General features: G+C 70.5%; 21 protein-coding genes. 9 read left to right on the top strand and 12 right to left on the bottom strand.

What is annotated here, in order from left to right; translation table 11 throughout:
• Positions 1 to 171: 171 nt before the first annotated feature.
• Positions 172 to 2,100 carry a CDP-alcohol phosphatidyltransferase gene (locus ACWCPI_RS27960; RefSeq protein WP_451040735.1) on the top strand — a complete coding sequence of 643 codons (1,929 nt, stop codon included), beginning with the start codon at positions 172 to 174 and terminating at the stop codon, positions 2,098 to 2,100.
• Positions 2,101 to 2,114: 14 nt separating this feature from the next.
• Here the strand turns inward: ACWCPI_RS27960 and dusB are convergent, their stop codons facing one another.
• Complete coding sequence (gene dusB, locus ACWCPI_RS27965) at positions 2,115 to 3,257, bottom strand: tRNA dihydrouridine synthase DusB (RefSeq protein ID WP_451040736.1); 1,143 nt, start codon at positions 3,255 to 3,257, stop codon at positions 2,115 to 2,117.
• 79 nt (positions 3,258 to 3,336) lie between these two features.
• On the opposite strand from dusB, the gene ACWCPI_RS27970 reads away from it, so the two are divergent.
• The 3 genes from ACWCPI_RS27970 (at position 3,337) to ACWCPI_RS27980 (ending at position 5,871) form a co-directional block, all read left to right on the top strand.
• Positions 3,337 to 4,899 (top strand): MFS transporter, encoded by a 1,563-nt coding sequence (locus ACWCPI_RS27970; protein WP_451040737.1) that lies wholly within the window; start codon positions 3,337 to 3,339, stop codon positions 4,897 to 4,899.
• A gap of 133 nt (positions 4,900 to 5,032) precedes the next feature.
• Positions 5,033 to 5,251: a hypothetical protein gene (locus ACWCPI_RS27975; RefSeq protein ID WP_451040738.1), complete on the top strand. Its 219-nt coding sequence runs from the start codon at positions 5,033 to 5,035 to the stop codon at positions 5,249 to 5,251.
• Positions 5,248 to 5,871, top strand: a complete 624-nt coding sequence (locus ACWCPI_RS27980) for a GNAT family N-acetyltransferase (protein ID WP_451040739.1) — start codon at positions 5,248 to 5,250, stop codon at positions 5,869 to 5,871. The genes ACWCPI_RS27975 and ACWCPI_RS27980 overlap by 4 nt, the downstream gene beginning before the upstream one ends.
• A gap of 20 nt (positions 5,872 to 5,891) precedes the next feature.
• Here the strand turns inward: ACWCPI_RS27980 and ACWCPI_RS27985 are convergent, their stop codons facing one another.
• The 4 genes from ACWCPI_RS27985 to ACWCPI_RS28000 all read right to left on the bottom strand — a co-directional run bounded on the left by ACWCPI_RS27985 (position 5,892) and on the right by ACWCPI_RS28000 (position 9,831).
• The gene (locus ACWCPI_RS27985) at positions 5,892 to 6,491 is read right to left on the bottom strand and encodes a TetR family transcriptional regulator (protein WP_451040740.1); all 600 of its coding nucleotides are present in this window, start codon (positions 6,489 to 6,491) and stop codon (positions 5,892 to 5,894) included.
• Between the two features lie 41 nt (positions 6,492 to 6,532).
• On the bottom strand, positions 6,533 to 7,540 hold the full coding sequence (locus ACWCPI_RS27990) for an aldo/keto reductase (RefSeq protein WP_451040741.1): 1,008 nt from the start codon (positions 7,538 to 7,540) through the stop codon (positions 6,533 to 6,535).
• 98 nt (positions 7,541 to 7,638) lie between these two features.
• Positions 7,639 to 8,253 carry a LysE family translocator gene (locus ACWCPI_RS27995; protein WP_451040742.1) on the bottom strand — a complete coding sequence of 205 codons (615 nt, stop codon included), beginning with the start codon at positions 8,251 to 8,253 and terminating at the stop codon, positions 7,639 to 7,641.
• A gap of 195 nt (positions 8,254 to 8,448) precedes the next feature.
• Complete coding sequence (locus ACWCPI_RS28000) at positions 8,449 to 9,831, bottom strand: glycine--tRNA ligase (RefSeq protein WP_451040743.1); 1,383 nt, start codon at positions 9,829 to 9,831, stop codon at positions 8,449 to 8,451.
• A 173-nt stretch (positions 9,832 to 10,004) separates the two neighbouring features.
• Between ACWCPI_RS28000 and ACWCPI_RS28005 the strand changes: the two genes are divergently transcribed.
• Genes ACWCPI_RS28005 through ACWCPI_RS28020 form a run of 4 tightly spaced genes read left to right on the top strand, consistent with a single transcriptional unit; the run spans position 10,005 to position 13,145 of the window.
• A complete protein-coding gene (locus ACWCPI_RS28005) occupies positions 10,005 to 10,967 on the top strand; it encodes a metal ABC transporter substrate-binding protein (protein ID WP_451040744.1) in 963 nt (320 codons plus the stop codon).
• A gap of 22 nt (positions 10,968 to 10,989) precedes the next feature.
• A complete protein-coding gene (locus tag ACWCPI_RS28010; RefSeq protein ID WP_451040745.1) occupies positions 10,990 to 11,766 on the top strand; it encodes a metal ABC transporter ATP-binding protein in 777 nt (258 codons plus the stop codon).
• Positions 11,766 to 12,668: a metal ABC transporter permease gene (locus tag ACWCPI_RS28015; RefSeq protein ID WP_451040746.1), complete on the top strand. Its 903-nt coding sequence runs from the start codon at positions 11,766 to 11,768 to the stop codon at positions 12,666 to 12,668. The genes ACWCPI_RS28010 and ACWCPI_RS28015 overlap by 1 nt, the downstream gene beginning before the upstream one ends.
• 60 nt (positions 12,669 to 12,728) lie before the next feature.
• Positions 12,729 to 13,145 carry a Fur family transcriptional regulator gene (locus tag ACWCPI_RS28020; RefSeq protein ID WP_451040747.1) on the top strand — a complete coding sequence of 139 codons (417 nt, stop codon included), beginning with the start codon at positions 12,729 to 12,731 and terminating at the stop codon, positions 13,143 to 13,145.
• Between the two features lie 30 nt (positions 13,146 to 13,175).
• Here the strand turns inward: ACWCPI_RS28020 and ACWCPI_RS28025 are convergent, their stop codons facing one another.
• The 7 genes from ACWCPI_RS28025 to ACWCPI_RS28055 are packed head-to-tail and all read right to left on the bottom strand — an operon-like array spanning position 13,176 to position 16,803.
• The gene (locus ACWCPI_RS28025; protein ID WP_451040748.1) at positions 13,176 to 13,538 is read right to left on the bottom strand and encodes a hypothetical protein; all 363 of its coding nucleotides are present in this window, start codon (positions 13,536 to 13,538) and stop codon (positions 13,176 to 13,178) included.
• Positions 13,535 to 14,059 (bottom strand): YcxB family protein, encoded by a 525-nt coding sequence (locus ACWCPI_RS28030; RefSeq protein ID WP_451040749.1) that lies wholly within the window; start codon positions 14,057 to 14,059, stop codon positions 13,535 to 13,537. Before ACWCPI_RS28030 ends, ACWCPI_RS28025 begins: the two co-directional genes overlap by 4 nt.
• Positions 14,060 to 14,102: 43 nt before the next feature.
• The gene (locus tag ACWCPI_RS28035) at positions 14,103 to 14,942 is read right to left on the bottom strand and encodes an isoprenyl transferase (protein ID WP_451040750.1); all 840 of its coding nucleotides are present in this window, start codon (positions 14,940 to 14,942) and stop codon (positions 14,103 to 14,105) included.
• Positions 14,943 to 14,958: 16 nt separating this feature from the next.
• The gene (gene recO / locus ACWCPI_RS28040) at positions 14,959 to 15,705 is read right to left on the bottom strand and encodes a DNA repair protein RecO (protein WP_451040751.1); all 747 of its coding nucleotides are present in this window, start codon (positions 15,703 to 15,705) and stop codon (positions 14,959 to 14,961) included.
• Positions 15,706 to 15,709: 4 nt separating this feature from the next.
• The gene (locus ACWCPI_RS28045; RefSeq protein WP_451040752.1) at positions 15,710 to 16,354 is read right to left on the bottom strand and encodes a DUF1266 domain-containing protein; all 645 of its coding nucleotides are present in this window, start codon (positions 16,352 to 16,354) and stop codon (positions 15,710 to 15,712) included.
• Positions 16,355 to 16,384: 30 nt separating this feature from the next.
• Complete coding sequence (locus ACWCPI_RS28050; protein ID WP_019755592.1) at positions 16,385 to 16,600, bottom strand: hypothetical protein; 216 nt, start codon at positions 16,598 to 16,600, stop codon at positions 16,385 to 16,387.
• On the bottom strand, positions 16,597 to 16,803 hold the full coding sequence (locus ACWCPI_RS28055) for a hypothetical protein (RefSeq protein ID WP_451040753.1): 207 nt from the start codon (positions 16,801 to 16,803) through the stop codon (positions 16,597 to 16,599). Before ACWCPI_RS28055 ends, ACWCPI_RS28050 begins: the two co-directional genes overlap by 4 nt.
• Before the next feature lie 125 nt (positions 16,804 to 16,928).
• Between ACWCPI_RS28055 and ACWCPI_RS28060 the strand changes: the two genes are divergently transcribed.
• The coding region (locus tag ACWCPI_RS28060; RefSeq protein WP_451040754.1) for a Scr1 family TA system antitoxin-like transcriptional regulator at positions 16,929 to 17,279 on the top strand (351 nt) is incomplete at its 3' end.

Raw genomic sequence — 17,279 nt, forward strand, 5'->3', positions numbered from 1 at the left:
CACCGCCGCACCTGTTGGCCAGGGGTTTGCCCAGCGTTTGCCGAGCGCTGGGGCACGGTGGCTGAACACCGGCCGGGGCCCGCCCGTACGGAAGGACGGCGGGCCCCCGACCACCCCGGCGAGGCCCGCCCCCACCACTCCGCCAGGGGCCTCGCACGGAAGGACCTTCGGGTGCCCGTCTTCACGCGCCGCCGTCAACCACCGGACCGGAACGACGACTTGTCCGCGACGGCACCCAGCGACGAGTCCACACCGTCACCGGCGAGCCCCGAGCCCCCGCCACACCCGACAGCCGGCCCGTCCGAGCCACCCGGGAACCCGCCCCATCCGACCGGCGACCTCCCGTCCCCCGACGACGAACACGCGGTCGCCGACGGCGAGGACGCCCCACCGGGGCCACCCGCACCCGACGACGAAAGCCGCACGGGTGGTGCGGGTGGGAACGACCCGGCCGAAGGCGAAGCCGAGGCCCCCGCCCCCTACCTCCGCTGGACCGTCACCGCCCTCGCCGCCGCCCTCGTCTACGTCTGCCTGCAGATGCCGAACACGCTCGGCAATCTCAGAGTCCGCGAGTTCGTACGCCTCCCCGCGGAGGCCGTCATCGGAGCCGCCGTACTCCTGGCCCTCCCCCGCCGGCCCCGCCTGGTCGTCGCGGCCGCCTCCGGTACCGCCCTGGGTGCCCTGACCGCCCTGAACGTCCTCGACATGGGCTACAACGAATACCTGGGCCGGCACTTCAACATCGTCCTGGACTGGGAACTGATCGACGACGCGCAGTCGTACCTGAAGGACTCCCTCGGCGGCACGACCACGACCCTCCTCACGATCGGCGTCGTCCTGCTCGTCGTCCTGCTGATGGCCGCCGTCGCCCTGTCCGTCGTCCGCGTCGCCGACGTCCTCGCCCGTCACAGGGCGAACGCGTCGAAGGGCGCGCTGATCGCCGGCACCGTCTGGATCACCTGCACGGCGTTCGGCCTCCAGGTCGCCGGGGTGCCGATCGCCGCCGACCACACCGCCGGAGTCGTCAAGGTGCACGCGCGCCGGGCGCTGGACACCCTGCGCGACGAGGCGGCGTTCGCGAGGGAGGCGAGAGCCGACGCCTTCGGCGACACGCCCCCCGGCGGGCTGGTGCCGGACCTGCGCGGCAAGGACGTCCTGTTCACCTTCATCGAGAGCTACGGCCGCAGCGCCCTGGAGGACCCCGAGATCGCCCCCGGCGTGACCGGCACGCTCGACACGAGCGCCGAGGCCCTCGCGAAGGCCGGTTTCCGGGCCAGGAGCGGCTGGCTGACCTCGGCGACGTTCGGCGGCAGCAGCTGGCTGGGCCACTCCACCACGCTGTCCGGCCTGTGGATCGACAACCAGCAGCGCTACCGCACCGTCATGGCCGGCGACCACCTCAGCCTCACGAAGGCGTTCCAGAAGACCGGTGACTGGGACACGGTCGGCGTCATGCCGGGTGTGCAGAAGGCCTGGCCGGAACAGGAGTACTACGGCCTCGACAAGGTCTACAACGCCTTCCAGCTCGGCTACCGGGGGCCGAAGTTCAGCTGGTCGACGATGCCCGACCAGTACGCTCTCGAAGCCTTCCAGCGCCTGGTCCACGGCAGGAAGCGGGACAGGCCCCTGATGGCGGAGATCATCCTGACCTCCAGCCACCAGCCCTGGGCGCCGATCCCGAAGATGGTCGACTGGGACGACCTGGGCGACGGCTCGCTCTTCGGGCCCGTCCAGCGGGCCGGCACCCGGCCGTCGGAGATCATCTCCGACTCCACCCGCTCCAAGCAGGAGTACGGCAAGTCGATCGCGTACTCCGTCACCAGCCTCACCCGGTGGCTGGAGCGGTACGGCACCGACGACACGGTCCTGGTCTTCCTCGGCGACCACCAGCCCATCTCCCGGGTCAGCGGCGGCAACGCGAGCCGTGACGTGCCGGTGTCGATCGTCGCCAAGGACCCGGAGGTCCTGGAGAAGATCGCCGACTGGAACTGGACCGAGGGTCTCCGGCCCGGCCGCAAAGCCCCGGTGTGGAAGATGAGTTCGTTCCGGGACCGCTTCCTGACGGCGTACGGTTCGACACCGCACCCGAAGAAGGGGTGACCTCGGCCGGGCGGTCAGCCGCCGGAGGTGTCCAGCTCCGCGTCCTCGCTCACGCCCGCGCAGTCGTACGGGTCCTTCAGCCACCCGTCCGGCAGCACCACCCGGTTGTTGCCCGACGTACGGCCGCGGGGCCCGTCGGCGCCGGACGGCCAGGGCTGGTCGAGGTCCAGCTCGTCGAGTCCGGAGCGCAGTTCCGCCAGGGACGACGTGATGGCGAGGCGCTTGCGCATCTCGCTGCCGACCGCGAAGCCCTTGAGGTACCAGGCGACGTGCTTGCGGAAGTCGATGACACCGCGCGCCTCGTCGCCGATCCACTCACCGAGCAGTGTGGCGTGCCGGACCATGACGTCGGCGACCTCGCGCAGCGCCGGGCGGGCGATGTCCTCGGGACGGCCTTCGAAGGCGGCCACCAGGTCCGAGAACAGCCACGGCCGCCCCAGGCACCCCCGTCCGACCACGACTCCGTCGCACCCGGTCTCCCGCACCATCCGCACCGCGTCCCCGGCCGACCAGATGTCGCCGTTGCCGAGGACGGGGATCTCCGGCACATGCTCCTTGAGCCGCGCGATGGCGTCCCAGTCGGCGGTGCCGCCGTAGTGCTGGGCGGCGGTGCGGCCGTGCAGGGCGATGGCCGTCACGCCCTCCTCGACGGCGATCCGCCCGGCGTCGAGGTAGGTGATGTGGTCGTCGTCGATGCCCTTGCGCATCTTCATCGTGACGGGCAGGTCGCCGGCCCCGCTGACCGCCTCCCGCAGGATCGCCCGCAGCAGGTTCCGCTTGAACGGCAGCGCGGAGCCGCCGCCCTTGCGGGTCACCTTCGGCACCGGGCAGCCGAAGTTCAGGTCGATGTGATCGGCCAGCCCCTCCTCCGCGATCATGCGGACGGCCTTGCCGACGGTGGCCGGGTCGACGCCGTACAGCTGGATCGAGCGCGGCTTCTCGGTCGCGTCGAAGTGGATCAGCTGCATGGTCTTCTCGTTGCGCTCGACCAGCGCCCGGGTGGTGATCATCTCGCTGACGAACAGCCCCTTGCCGCCGCTGAACTCCCGGCACAGGGTGCGGAAGGGCGCGTTGGTGATCCCGGCCATGGGGGCCAGGACGACGGGCGGCTGGACGGTGTGCGGGCCGATCCGGAGGGGTGAGGCGGTCGTGGGCATTCCCCCATTGTCGCGTACGGCGAAGGATGCGCCAGTCATTAGTTAGACGCACTATCGAAGCGGGCGTACGCTGGACCGCATGCCCGAGCTCACCCATCGCCGACGCCTGCTGGTCCTCGCGATCTGCTGCATGAGTCTGCTGATCGTGAGCCTCGACAACACCGTCCTCAACGTCGCCCTGCCGGCCCTCCAGCGCGACCTGGGCGCGAGCACCTCGGGCCTGCAGTGGACGATCGACGCCTACACCCTCGTCCTCGCCTCGCTGCTGATGCTGGCCGGCTCCACGGCGGACCGCATCGGCCGCAAGCGGGTCTTCATGGCGGGCCTGGTCGTCTTCACGATCGGCTCGACGCTGTGCTCCCTCGCCCCGAACCTGGACGCGCTGATCGCCTTCCGGACGGTGCAGGCGGTGGGTGGCTCGATGCTCAACCCGGTCGCGATGTCGATCATCACCAACACCTTCACGGACCCGCGCGAACGGGCTCGGGCGATCGGGGTGTGGGGCGCGGTGGTCGGCATCTCCATGGCCGCGGGCCCGCTCGTCGGAGGGCTGCTGGTGGAGACGGTCGGCTGGCGGTCGATCTTCTGGGTCAACCTGCCGGTGGGGCTCGCGGCGCTCTGGCTGACCTTCCGCTTCGTCCCCGAGTCCCGCGCTGCGCGGCCCCGCCGCGCCGACCCGGTCGGACAGGTGCTGGTCATCGCCCTGTTCGGCTCGCTGACATACGCGATCATCGAGGCGCCGACCGCGCCGGCCGCCGAGCTCCTCGTCTTCGGTGGCATCGCCCTGGCCGCGCTGACCGCCCTCCTGGTGTACGAACCCCGGCGCGTCGAGCCCCTCGTCGATCTGCGGTTCTTCCGCTCGGCGCCGTTCAGCGGGGCCACGGTGATCGCGGTCAGCGCGTTCGCGGCGCTCGGCGGGTTCCTGTTCCTGTCGACGCTGTATCTGCAGAACGTGCGCGGGCTGGACGCGCTGCACGCGGGTGTGTGGATGCTGCCGATGGCCGCGCTGTGCTTCGTGTGCGCGCCGGTGGCGGGACGGGTGGTCGGCAACCGGGGGCCGCGGCTTCCGTTGCTGGTGGCCGGGGTGTCGATGACGGCGTGCGGGGTGCTGTTCGCCGCGTTCGAGGCGGAGACGGCGAACAGCACACTCGTGCTCGGCTACGTCCTGTTCGGGCTCGGCTTCGGGTTCGTCAACGCGCCGATCACCAACACGGCGGTGTCCGGGATGCCCCGGGTGCAGGCGGGTGTCGCGGCGGCCGTCGCCTCCACGAGCCGTCAGCTGGGGCAGACGCTGGGGGTGGCGGTCGTGGGGGCGGTGCTGGCCTCCGGGGTGGGGGCGGCGCCGTACCGTTCCGCGTTCGTCGACGCGGCCCGGCCGGCGTGGTGGATCGTGGCCGGGTGCGGGCTGATGGTGCTGATCGTGGGACTGGCGACGAGCGGGGCTCGGGCACGCAGGAGTGCCGAACGGACGGCTGAACGACTGGAGTCGTGCCGGACACCCGCCCCGTCCCGGGCCGGCACGACCGGGAACCCGGCCGACGGCGCCGACGACCCCGCCCGGCCCGCGGGGCCCCCGCGTCCGAACGTGCTGTGCCGCAGGTCACCTGACGACCGGGGGGCCGATCGGCGGCCCGGCATGTGAGGGTGTGGGCACGGCTCGGTCAACGCGAGGGGAAAGTCTCCCCGTTGACGTCGGTCATGCTGCACACTCCTTGCTGCGCGGGGCCGTTCGGGTCGTGCGTACCGACTCGATGTCCTCGGACGCTGGAGGCGTCATGCTGGAGATCAACACGAGCAAGGTGAGCCGCTGGGACCAGCACGGACGGGAGCATGTCGTACGGGTGGAACGCAAGGGCGCGCAACGCACGATCCGATGTGACACCTGCGGTTGGCGCAAGGGCGCGCAGTTCCTGCCGTGGCTGAAGGCGCAGGAGCATCTGACGCAGGCCCACCAGGCGACGGTGAACCCCGCCGAGACGAAGCCGGACCGATGACGCGCGTGCGCCGCTACCGCCCCGAGGACCGGGAGGCCGTCGAGGACGTCTGCGTCCGCACGGCACACGAGGGCGGCGACAGCAGGCCGCACTACGAGGACCCCGGCATCTTTCCGACGACCTTCGCGATCCCGTACGTGGTGCTGGAACCGGATCTTGCCTTCGTGCTGGACGACGGGGCGGGCCGGGCGGTCGGCTACGTCGTCGGCGCCGCGGACACACCGCGCTTCGTCGAAAACTTCCGCGCGAGGTGGCTGCCCTCGGTCGCCGGCCGCCACCCCGACCCGGCCGCGCCGCCGCGCACCCCCGACGAGGCGATCGTCCGGCTCCTGCACCGTCCGGAGCGGATGCTCGTCCCCGAGGTCGCCGCCTACCCGGCCCACCTGCACATCGACCTGCTCCCCGCCTGGCAGGGCCGGGGACACGGCCGCGCCCTCATGCGCACCCTGCTGCGGGCCCTTCAGGAGCAGGGCGTCCCGGCCGTACACCTGTCCATGGTGACGGCCAACACCTCCGCGAGAGCCTTCTACGACCGTCTCGGCTTCCACGAGATCGCCGTACCGGACCCGGGCCCGGTCACCTACCTCGGCCGTGCGACGGGGGAACTCGACACGCTGTGACGGCGCGAGGCGGCGGCCGCTCAGCCGCGTGCCCGCAGCCCCCGGATCAGCAGGTCCACGACCGCCTCGAACTCCGCCTGGACGCCGGGCCGTTCCCATTCCCTGGCGTAGTGCGGGTCGTGGAAGCGGTCGGTCGCCCGGAAGAGGGCGCCGGCCGTGGTGGCGGGGTCCTGGGCGGTGAAGGCGCCCGCGTCGGCGCCCGCGCGCACGATCTCGGTGAGCTGGCCGGTGAGTTCGGCGATGTGCTCGCCCACGACCGTCTCGGCGGTCTCGGTGGTCAGCACCGAGTAGGTGGCGAAGAGCTCCGGGTCGTCGAACGCCTTGCGGCGCTTGGCGGCGAAGAGCGCCGCGAGCCACTCGCGCACCCGCCTCTCGGGGTCCAGGCCGGGTTCGGCGACGATGGCCGCCAGGACCTCCGTCGTCCGGTCCAGCCACCTCTTCGTCACCGCCTCACGCAGGGCCGCCTTGGTGCGGAAGTGCCGGTAGACGCTGCCATGGCTGACGCCGAGAGCGCGGGCCACGTCGACCACGGTGGCCTTGGCCGGGCCGTGGCGGCGCAGCACCTCCTCGGTGGCTTCGAGGATGCGCTCGGCGGTCAGGGTCTGGGGCGTCGGTGACATGCACTAGACCGTACCGGGCGCCGGGACCCGCACCGCGTGCACTACCTGCTGCCCAGATGTGCCATCTGCGCGGCCGGGTACCGGTCGCCCGCCGCCGCGCCGGGCGGCACCGCCTCCTCGATCGCCGCCAGGTCGGCCGCGTCCAGCGCGACGTCCAGCGCGCCCAGTGACTCGGTGAGCCGCGGCCGGGTGCGGGCGCCGACGAGCGGCACGATGTCCTCGCCACGGGAGAGCACCCAGGCGATGGCGATCTGGGCGACGGTGACGCCCTTGCGCTCGGCGATCTTCCGCAGCGCCTCGACCAGGTTCAGGTTGTGCCGGAGGTTCTCGCCCTGGAAGCGGGGCGAGTGGGCGCGGAAGTCGTTCGCGGCGAGCTGCCGGTCGGGGGTGAAGTGGCCGGAGATCAGACCGCGGGACAGAACGCCGTACGCGGTGACGGCGATGCCCAGCTCACGGGTGGCCGGCAGGACGGACTCCTCGATGCCGCGGGAGATCAGCGAGTACTCGATCTGCACATCGGCGACGGGTGCGGTGGCGGCGGCCCGGCGGATGGTCTCGGCGCCGACCTCGCTGAGGCCCACATGCCTGACGTACCCCTTCTGGACCAGCTCGCCGACCGCGCCGACCGTCTCCTCGATCGGTACGTCGGGGTCGAGCCGGGCGATCCGGTAGACGTCGATGTGGTCGACACCGAGGCGCTGCAGGGAGTAGGCGGCGAAGTTGTGCACCGCGGCGGGGCGGCCGTCGTAGCCGAGCCAGTCGCCGTCCGGGCCGCGCAGCGCGCCGAACTTCACGCTGACCAGCGCCTTCTCGCGCAGCTCAGCGGGCGCGGTGCGCAGGGCCTCGCCGATCAGCATCTCGTTGTGGCCCATGCCGTAGAAGTCGCCGGTGTCCAGCAGGGTCACGCCCGCTTCCAGGGCGGCGTGCACGGTGGCGATCGACTCGGCCCGGTCCGCGTCGCCGTACAGCGCGGACATGCCCATGCAGCCGAGACCGAGGGCGGAGACGCGGGGACCGGTGGTTCCGAGGGTTCGGGTGTTCATCGTCATGCCCTCCACCCTGCCCTAACAGCTGACAGATTTCAATATCTGTCAGTCCATACTTGTCCGCGCGGTCGGGACCCTGGTCGCCGCGGGGCCGTCCAGGCTCACCGCGAGGTGAGGGCCAGCTTCGCGCCCAGCGCCAGGAACGACCCCGCGAAGCTCCGGCGCAGCCACGCCATCACCCTCGGCCGGGAGACGACATGGCTGCGGACCGATGCCGCGAGGACGCCGTACACGGCGAAGACGACGAACGTCGCCAGCATGAAGACCGCACCGAGCAGCAGCATCAGCGGCAGGGCGTTCGCCTCGCCGGGGTTCACGAACTGGGGCAGGAAGGCGAAGAAGAAGATCGTCAGCTTCGGGTTGAGGAGATTGATCAGCACGCCCCGCACGATGACCCGGCGGGCGGGGACGGGCGTATTCGGCCCGGCCGCCACGGTGATCGCCTCGCGGTCCCTGAGCGTCGCCCACGCCATGTACAGGAGGTAGGCGACACCGGCGTACTTGAGGACCTGGAAGGCGGTCGCGCTCGTGTGCAGCAGCGCGGCCACGCCCGTGACGGTGGCCAGCATGTGCGGCACGATGCCCAGGGTGCAGGCGAACGCCGCGAGCACACTCGCGCGGCGCCCGCGGGCCAGTCCGGCGGCCAGGGTGTAGACGACACCGGTGCCGGGAGTGGCGACCACGACGAGGGTGGTGAGGAGGAAGGCGAGACTCATGGGGCCACCCTGCTGCCGCCGTGGTCCGCGCGACAGGGCCAATCGCAAAGCCCGCTGGAGGACCACTGCCCGGTGCTCGCCCCCCGCGACAAGCGTCACGCCCGCTCGGAGCGCGAAAACGCAGATTCCCCGCACCCCCTCAGGGGCACGGGGAACCGTGCGACGGGCTACGGGCGGTGTCCGCCCGCAGGAAAACTAGGCGCCGATCAGCCGGCTGGCCAGGTAGCCCTCGATCTGGTCCAGCGAGACGCGCTCCTGCTTCATCGAGTCCCGCTCGCGAACGGTCACCGCGTTGTCGTCGAGGGTGTCGAAGTCGACCGTGACGCAGAACGGCGTGCCGATCTCGTCCTGGCGGCGGTAGCGACGCCCGATCGCGCCCGCGTCGTCGAACTCGATGTTCCAGTTCTGGCGCAGCGTCTGGGCGAGGCCCTTGGCCTTCGGGGACAGCTCGGCGTTGCGGGACAGCGGGAGCACCGCGACCTTCACCGGCGCCAGACGGTGGTCGAGCCGCAGCACCGTCCGCTTCTCCATCTTGCCCTTGGCGTTCGGCGCCTCGTCCTCGACGTACGCGTCCAGCAGGAACGCCAGCATCGCGCGCCCGACACCGGCCGCCGGCTCGATGACGTACGGCGTCCAGCGCTCGCCGGCCTCCTGGTCGAAGTAGGAGAGGTCCTGGCCGGAGGACTTGGAGTGCGCGCCGAGGTCGTAGTCGGTGCGGTTGGCGACACCCTCCAGCTCGCCCCACTCGTTGCCGCCGAACTGGAAGCGGTACTCGATGTCAGCGGTGCGCTTGGAGTAGTGGGAGAGCTTCTCCTTCGGGTGCTCGTACCACCGCATGTTCTCCTCGCGCAGGCCCAGGCCGGTGTACCAGTTCCAGCGCTGCTCCATCCAGTACTCCTGCCACTTCTCGTCCTCGCCCGGCTTGACGAAGAACTCCATCTCCATCTGCTCGAACTCGCGGGTGCGGAAGATGAAGTTGCCGGGCGTGATCTCGTTGCGGAAGGACTTGCCCATCTGCGCGATGCCGAACGGGGGCTTCTTGCGCGAGGCGACCTGCACCTGGGCGAAGTTGGTGAAGATGCCCTGGGCGGTCTCGGGGCGCAGGTACGCGATCGAGCCGGAGTCCTGCGTCGGGCCGAGGTGGGTGGACAGAAGACCCGAGAACTGCTTGGGCTCGGTGAACTGGCCCTTGTTGCCGCAGTTCGGGCAGTTGATGTCGGCCAGGCCGTTCTCGGGGAGGTGGCCCTTCTTCGCCTCGTACGCCTCCTCCAGGTGGTCCGCGCGGAACCGCTTGTGGCAGGAGGTGCACTCGGTGAGCGGGTCCGTGAAGGTGGCGACGTGACCGGAGGCGACCCAGACCTCGGGGGCCAGGATGACGGACGAGTCGATACCGACCACGTCCTCGCGCGACGTCACCATGTAACGCCACCACTGACGCTTCAGGTTCTCCTTGAGCTCGACACCCAGCGGTCCGTAGTCCCAGGCGGCGCGCTGGCCGCCGTAGATCTCACTGCACGGGAATACGAAGCCACGGCGCTTGCTCAGGCTGACGATGGTGTCGATCTTGTCGGCGGCCACGGTGCTCTCTTCATTACGACGACGGGCGACGAAGCGAGGCGCTTCACAGCGAATGCTTCAGGGTACCGGCGGGGCCTCCCCCTCAACCAAATCGGTAGCGCTCTCCGTAGCGCTCCGTGGGCGGTCGCTCACTTTGTTGACAATGGTTTCCATATTTGCTGAAAATGAGTGTCATGAACGTACGACGACACCACATATCCGGGGTTGCCATCGCGGCCGCGACCGCCCTCGGTCTCGGCACCCTGTCCGCCTGCTCGTCCGACAGCGCGGCGGCCGGCAACACGGAGAAGTTCGACGTGGTCGCGTCGTTCTACCCGATGGCCTTCCTCGCGGAGCAGATCGGCGGCGACCATGTGGAGGTCTCCAGTCTGACCGAACCCGGCCAGGAACCGCACGACCTGGAGATCAGCACCCAGCAGCGGGCGCAGATCGAGGACGCCGACGCCGCCCTCTACCTCAAGGGTCTGCAGCCCGCCGTCGACGAGGCGGTCGGCCAGTCCGGCGTGAAGACCAGGATCGACGCCGCCACGCTGACGAAGCTGGAGGACCACGGCAACCTGGAGGAGGGCCACGCGCACGAGGGCGAGGAGGAGCACTCCGAGGAGGAGGAGCACGCCCGCGACCCGCACGTCTGGCTGGACCCGGTGAAGTACGCCGAGGTCGCCAAGGGGGTCGGCGCTGCCTTCGAGAAGGCGGACCCGGACCACGCGGCCGACTACAAGAAGAACACCGAGGCCCTGGTCAAGAAGCTCGACGCCCTCGACACCGAGTTCGCGGACGGCCTGAAGAACACCAGGAGCAAGGTCTTCTTCACCAACCACGCCGCCTTCACCTACCTCGCCGAGCGCTACGGCCTGACCCAGGAGGCCATCTCCGGCCTCGACCCGGAGAGCGAGCCCAGCCCGGCCCGCATCAGGGAACTCCAGCAGGAGGCCAAGGCCGACGGCGTCACCACCGTGTTCTACGAGACACTGGTGTCCGACAAGACCGCGAAGACCCTCGCCGCCGACGCGGGCCTCAAGACGGACGTCCTCGACCCGCTCGAGGGCATCACCGACAAGTCCAAGGGCGACGACTACTTCGAGGTCATGCGGGCCAACCTCGCGGCCCTGAAGACGGCCCTGGGAGCCAAGTGAGCGACACCCTACGGAGGACGGCATGAGCGAGCCCGTCAAGCCCGTCATATCCCTGCGCGGCATCCGCGCCGAGCTGGGCTCGCGTCCCGTCCTGCGCGGCATCGACCTCACCGTGAGCCGCGGTGAGGTCGTCGCGCTGCTCGGCGCCAACGGCTCCGGCAAGTCGACGGCCGTGCGCAGCATCATCGGCCAGGTCCCGGTCAGCGCCGGCGAGATCGAGCTGTTCGGCACGGCCCGGCGCCGCTTCCGCGACTGGCATCGCGTGGGCTACGTCCCCCAGCGCACCACGGCCGCGGGAGGTGTGCCCGCCACGGTGGGCGAGGTCGTCTCCTCGGGCCGCCTGTCGCGCACCCGCTTCGGCGTCTTCCGCAAGGCCGACCACGAGGCCGTACGGCGTGCCCTGGACCTGGTCGGCATGGCGGACCGGGCGAAGGACTCGGTGAGCGCCCTCTCCGGCGGCCAGCACCAGCGGGTGCTCATCGCCCGCGCGCTGGCGCCCGAGCCCGAGCTGCTGATCATGGACGAGCCGATGGCCGGTGTGGACCTCGCCAGCCAGGAGGTGCTCGCGACGACGCTCAGGGAGCAGGTCTCCCGGGGCGCCACGGTCCTGCTCGTCCTGCACGAACTGGGCCCGTTGGAGCCGCTGATCGACCGGGCGGTCGTCCTGCGCGACGGCTGCGTGCTGCACGACGGCCCGCCGCCGAAGGCCGTCGGACAGCACGCCCTGCCCGGCCACGACCACGTACACCCGCACGCGGCTCACGACGCCGAACCGATCCGGACGGGGCTGCTGAGCTGATGGACTTCCTCAACTACGACTTCATGCAGCGGGCGCTGCTCGCCGCCGTCCTGGTCGGCATCACCGCGCCCGCCGTCGGCATCTACCTCGTCCAGCGCCGCCAGGCCCTGATGGGCGACGGAATCGGCCATGTCGCCATGACGGGCGTGGGTCTCGGCTTCCTGCTGTCGTGGTCGCCGGTGTGGATGGCGACGCTGGTCTCGGTGCTCGGCGCCGTCCTGATGGAGCTGATCCGCTGGTACGGCCGCACCCGCGGTGACATCGCCCTCGCGATGCTCTTCTACGGCGGCATGGCCGGCGGTGTGATGTTCATCAACCTCGCGCCGTCCGGCTCCAACGCCAACCTGACCTCGTACCTGTTCGGCTCGCTGTCGACGGTGAGCGAGTCGGACGTGACAGCGATCTGTCTGCTCGCCGCGTTCGTGGTGTTGGTCACCCTCGGTCTGCGCCGTCAGCTGTTCGCGGTGAGCCAGGACGAGGAGTTCGCGAGGGTCACCGGCCTTCCGGTCCGCGCCCTGAACCTGCTGACGGCGATCACCGCGGCGGTGACGGTCACGGTCGCGATGCGGGTGGTCGGGCTGCTGCTGGTGAGCGCGCTGATGGTGGTCCCGGTGGCGGCGGCCCAGCAGCTGACCCGAAGCTTCGCGGCGACGTTCGCGATCGCCGTCGCGATCGGCGTCGCGGTCACCATCGGCGGCACGGTGACCTCGTACTACCAGGACGTTCCGCCCGGCGCGACCATCGTGCTGCTGACCATCGGGGCGTTCCTCGCGCTGACGGCACTGGCGGCCCCGCTGGCCCGCCGCAGGGCCCGCGCCATGGCCGTCGCCGAACCCGTCGGCGACCCGGCGGAGTGTGCGATTCCGGCCAGCAGGGGAACCGACGGGAAGGTCGGCGTCTGACCGCCGGCAGTTCGGGCTGGCACAATGGCCCGGCAAGGCGCAGACGTTTGGAGGCAACCGGTGACGACCGCTGGACCGCCCGTGAAGGGCCGAGCCACCCGGCAACGGGCTGCCGTGGCGGCGGCGCTCGACGAGGTCGACGAGTTCCGCAGCGCGCAGGAGCTCCACGACATGCTCAAGCACAAGGGCGACTCGGTCGGGCTGACGACGGTGTACCGCACCCTCCAGTCCCTCGCCGACGCCGGTGAGGTCGACGTCCTGCGCACGTCCGACGGCGAGTCGGTCTACCGCCGCTGCTCGACCGGCGAACACCACCACCACCTCGTCTGCCGTGTCTGCGGCAAGGCGGTCGAGGTCGAGGGCCCGGCCGTGGAGAAGTGGGCGGACTCCATCGCCGCCGAGCACGGCTATGTGAACGTGGACCACACGGTGGAGATCTTCGGCACGTGCGCGGAGTGCGCGGCCTCCGGCGGCTGATCACTCGGCCCCGGGCGAGGGGCGGCGCGCTCAGGGGAGCATGTCGCCGCGGTTCAGACAGCGGTAGGCGCCGTCGTCGTCACGGCTCACGCTGTCGTACGACCAGCAGTGCAGCATCGGCGCCAGCGTCCACATCCGCAGTCCCATGAGGGCCACGAGGGCGGCGGCCACCACCCACGCCGTGTACGACCGTCGCCCGGCGAGCGCCAGCCCGCCGCCGGTGACCAGCAGCGCGAACACCAGCATGCCGACGACGACGGGCGCGAGGTTCTCCCGCGGTCCCGGGAACGACTCCATCTCGATCGTGCCGCCGAACGCGAAGACGACGACGAGCGCCGCGAAGGCGAAGACGGCGGCCGCCGCGGCACCACGGACGGCGCGAGGGACCGTCATACGCGAGTGAGGTGGCGCTCCAGCAGGGCCCGCAGGCGGTCCGCGTCCTGCTCGCCGCGCAGTCCCCGCTTGGGCAGGACCTCAAGGACCAGGATGTTCGGGTCGCGGCTGAGGAGCACCATGTGCTCAGGTGTCTCGCGGTAGCCGCGGAACAGCGACCAGCGCTGGGCCAGCGTGGTGTGCTCGGTGTCGGTGGTGATCCCGGCGTCGGTCACCGTGGTGCGGTACTCGCCCTGCCAGGAGACGGCCCGCAACACCTGGTTGGCCTGGATCCAGGGCGTGCCGAGGACCACGAGTGCGCACAGCAGGATGAGCACCACCGCCGGCGCGGCCCACACCCCGTCTTGAGCGACGAGCGCGGCGAACGCGGCGAGCATCGCGGTCAGGGCCCACCGCAGCAGCGTCAGCCTGCGGATGCGGTCCCGTACCTGGATGCCCCGGCGTATGTCGGCGCGTGTCGGCCGGTAGGCCAGCTCGACGGCGTCCGCGCCCTGGATGATGTCCCGCCCCTGGTGATCCATGGGCGGAACCCTAGCGTTCGATTCCGCCCCGCACGCGACCGGTTCAGTCCTCGTCCTGCCTGCCTTCCATGGCCATCAGTTCCTCGTTCGGGATGGCGCCGCCGAAGCGGCGGTCGCGGGACGCGAACTCGACACACGCCCGCCACAGGTCGCGCCGGTCGAAGTCCGGCCACAGGACGTCCTGGAAGACCATCTCGGCGTAAGCGCTCTGCCAGAGAAGGTAGTTGGAGGTGCGCTGCTCGCCGCTGGGCCGCAGGAAGAGATCGACGTCCGGCATGTCCGGGTAGTACATGTACTTCGCGAAGGTCTTCTCGTTCACCTTCGACGGGTCCAGCCGCCCGGCCTTCACGTCCTGAGCGAGCGCCTGCGCGGCGTCCGCGATCTCGGCCCGCCCGCCGTAGTTCATGCAGAAGTACAGCGTCAGTCTGTCGTTGCCCTTGGTCTGCTCCTGCGCGACCTGGAGTTCCTTGGCGACCGACTTCCACAGCTTGGGCATCCGGCCGACCCAGCGCACCCGGATCCCCAGCTCGTCGAGCTGGTCGCGGGTCTTGCGGATGAAGTCACGGTTGAAGTTCATCAGGAAGCGCACCTCGTCGGGCGAGCGCTTCCAGTTCTCGGTGGAGAAGGCGTACAGGGAGATCGCCCCCACGCCCATCTCGATCGCGCCCTGAAGGACGTCCAGCACCCGCTCGGCGCCGACCTTGTGGCCCTCGGTGCGCGGCAGTCCGCGCTCCTTCGCCCAGCGGCCGTTCCCGTCCATGACGATCGCCACATGGTTGGGGACCAGCTCTCCGGGGAGCTTCGGCGCGCGGGCACCGGACGGATGCGGCTCCGGCGTCCGGTACTCGCGGCGCTGCCGCCCCAGGAACCCGCGTACGACCATGTGCTTCTCGTCTCCCTTACTTTTCCACGTACCGAAGCGAACGCAGACCGCGTTCCAGATGCCAGTGCAGGTAGGCGGAGACCAGTCCGCTGCCCTCCCGGACGTACCGTGCCTCGCAGGCGTCCGCCGTCGCCCAGTCTCCCGTAAGCAGCGCGGCGAGCAGTTCCAGGGTCTGCGGCGACGGTACGACGCTACCGGGCACCCGGCAGTCGACGCATACGGAGCCCCCGGAGGCGACCGAGAAGAAGCGGTTCGGTCCGGGCATCCCGCACTTCGCGCAGTCGCTGAAGCTGGGGGCGTAGCCGTTGACGGCGAGCGAACGCAGCAGGAAGGCGTCGAGGACGAGGTGCGGGGCGTGCTCACCGCGGGCCAGGGTGCGCAGGGCGCCGACGAGGAGCAGGTACTGCTGGACGGCCGGCTCGCCCTCGTGGTCGGTGAACCGCTCGGCGGTCTCCAGCATGGCCGTCCCGGCGGTGTAGCGGGCGTAGTCGCTGACGATGCCGCCGCCGTACGGGGCGATGGTCTCGCTCTGCGTGCACAGCGGCAGCCCGCGGCCCACCAGCTCGCTCCCCCGCGCGAAGAACTGCACGTCGACGTGGGAGAAGGGTTCGAGTCGCGCACCGAACTTGGACTTGGTCCGCCGCACCCCGCGTGCCACGGCCCGCACCCGGCCGTGCCCACGGGTCAGGAGCGTGATGATCCGGTCCGCTTCACCCAGCTTCTGGGTGCGCAGGACGATGCCGTCGTCGCGGAACAGACTCATAGGGTCATTCTCTCGTACGCCCGAGCTTGGGCAGGGCCAGGTCGGGGCGGCCGATGGCCTCCCAGGGGGCCAGGTTCCACGGGCTGGAGCGGTTCGCCGGGTCCAGGAGGGCCCGCAGATGCGCGTCGGCGACCGCCTGCGACGCCGGCAGGTCCGGGTCTCCGGCGCCGCGCAGCCCCTCGCGCCACACCTTGCGCCCGAGCAGGTAGTGATCGGCGTACTCCCGCCAGGAGCCGTACGTCCCCGCCACCGCCGGCACGATGTTCTTCAGCGCCGTCCAGGCGTCGGTCTCACCGATCAGCCCGCAGGCGAAGCCCCGGCGGGCGATGTCGACGTACAGGGCGGCGTCCCAGGCGAGCGGCGCGACCCCGGTCTCCCGGTACGCCCGCGCCCGGTAGCCGCTGCGGGACAGGTCGTCCAGCCGGTCGACCAGCTCCTCGCGCGAGGTGATCTCCCACTGGTCGGCCAGCCAGCGCCGGGCGCTGTCGTCGTCGATGCGGGTGTACGGGTACAACGTGGTCCGCGAGGCGCTCTTGTCCCGGCTCACCGGCGCGCTCAGCGACACCATCCACAGCTGGTGAACGGTGAGCGGCACGGGGTAGCGGCGGGCCGCCTTCACGCCCCGCCTTCTCCATCTCCACAAAGCCATGCCGCCGCACCCTATGCGCTCGCCCCTACGTCAAGGAACCTCACCCCGGCTGCGTGCGTTGGCGTACGCGGTCGCCGCGCGGAGCCGCTCGGCGGGTGTCGCGTGGCGTACGACCGACGGGTCGGCGTCCCACTCCTTGCCGCCCCCGTACGGTCTCAGCTGCACGTACGGCCCCTCGTGCCCCATCACGACCCCGATCCGACCCGAACGGGTGTCGACGACGTACGCCCCGATCGGTGGCTTCATCGCAGCACCGCCGCGAGGCGCCGCACGGTCTCGACGGAACAGCGGCCCAATTCGACGAGCGGGCACGGCGCCTCACGCGCAAGACTTCCGGGGTCGATCCGGAGTGTCGGGAGCGTAATTCCTGCCTTCTCCAGCACCGCCCGCAATTCCTTCACCGCATCCTCCGCCTCTTCGACGCACCGCGCCGAGTGTCGTGCCGTCACGTCACTCCCCTCCCATTTGGGTTTCACTCATTGCATCTCCATCCTGACCTGCGACGCCTACACTCAGCAGGAGTCTGTGCCCCGAATGGGCGCTACAAGTACGGTGCAGCGCAAGGGGGTTGGCCGTGGCCAACGGTTCACGTCAGGCGGCCTGGGAGTTCTTCGGGGCGGAGTTGAAGAGGCGGCGGGAGAACGCGGGTATCACTCAAGTGGAGTTGGGTTGCCGCGTATTCGTCTCCGGCGGATACATCGGACAGTTCGAACAGGCAATTCGAAAGCCTCAGCTCGATGTAGCCCAGCGGATTGATGAGGCTCTGCAAACCGACGGTATTTTCGAGCGCCTTTGGCGAAAGCTCATCAAGGAGCAGCCGTATACGGAGTACTTCGCGCACGTGGTGGAGTTGGAACGGCTAGCAACTGAGATCAGCGAGTACGCGCCGATGGTGGTGCCCGGCCTCCTACAGACGCCGGAGTAC

It is taken from the genome of Streptomyces sp. NPDC001920 (genome assembly GCF_053594495.1).

Bases quoted from the DNA above. Each gene is read 5' to 3' on its own strand.
- ACWCPI_RS27985 (WP_451040740.1), bottom strand. From the start codon at position 6,491: ATGTCACCGACGCCCCAGACCCTGACCGCCGAGCGCATCCTCGAAGCC.
- ACWCPI_RS28035 (WP_451040750.1), bottom strand. From the start codon at position 14,942: ATGGTCGTACGCGGGTTCCTGGGGCGGCAGCGCCGCGAGTACCGGACG.
- ACWCPI_RS28025 (WP_451040748.1), bottom strand. From the start codon at position 13,538: ATGACGGTCCCTCGCGCCGTCCGTGGTGCCGCGGCGGCCGCCGTCTTC.
- ACWCPI_RS27980 (WP_451040739.1), top strand. From the start codon at position 5,248: ATGACGCGCGTGCGCCGCTACCGCCCCGAGGACCGGGAGGCCGTCGAG.
- ACWCPI_RS28050 (WP_019755592.1), bottom strand. From the start codon at position 16,600: ATGAAGCCACCGATCGGGGCGTACGTCGTCGACACCCGTTCGGGTCGG.
- ACWCPI_RS27995 (WP_451040742.1), bottom strand. From the start codon at position 8,253: ATGAGTCTCGCCTTCCTCCTCACCACCCTCGTCGTGGTCGCCACTCCC.
- ACWCPI_RS27990 (WP_451040741.1), bottom strand. From the start codon at position 7,540: ATGACGATGAACACCCGAACCCTCGGAACCACCGGTCCCCGCGTCTCC.
- ACWCPI_RS27975 (WP_451040738.1), top strand. From the start codon at position 5,033: ATGCTGGAGATCAACACGAGCAAGGTGAGCCGCTGGGACCAGCACGGA.
- recO (WP_451040751.1), bottom strand. From the start codon at position 15,705: ATGAGTCTGTTCCGCGACGACGGCATCGTCCTGCGCACCCAGAAGCTG.
- ACWCPI_RS28005 (WP_451040744.1), top strand. From the start codon at position 10,005: ATGAACGTACGACGACACCACATATCCGGGGTTGCCATCGCGGCCGCG.
- ACWCPI_RS28015 (WP_451040746.1), top strand. From the start codon at position 11,766: ATGGACTTCCTCAACTACGACTTCATGCAGCGGGCGCTGCTCGCCGCC.
- ACWCPI_RS28030 (WP_451040749.1), bottom strand. From the start codon at position 14,059: ATGGATCACCAGGGGCGGGACATCATCCAGGGCGCGGACGCCGTCGAG.
- ACWCPI_RS27970 (WP_451040737.1), top strand. From the start codon at position 3,337: ATGCCCGAGCTCACCCATCGCCGACGCCTGCTGGTCCTCGCGATCTGC.
- ACWCPI_RS28010 (WP_451040745.1), top strand. From the start codon at position 10,990: ATGAGCGAGCCCGTCAAGCCCGTCATATCCCTGCGCGGCATCCGCGCC.
- ACWCPI_RS28045 (WP_451040752.1), bottom strand. From the start codon at position 16,354: ATGGCTTTGTGGAGATGGAGAAGGCGGGGCGTGAAGGCGGCCCGCCGC.
- dusB (WP_451040736.1), bottom strand. From the start codon at position 3,257: ATGCCCACGACCGCCTCACCCCTCCGGATCGGCCCGCACACCGTCCAG.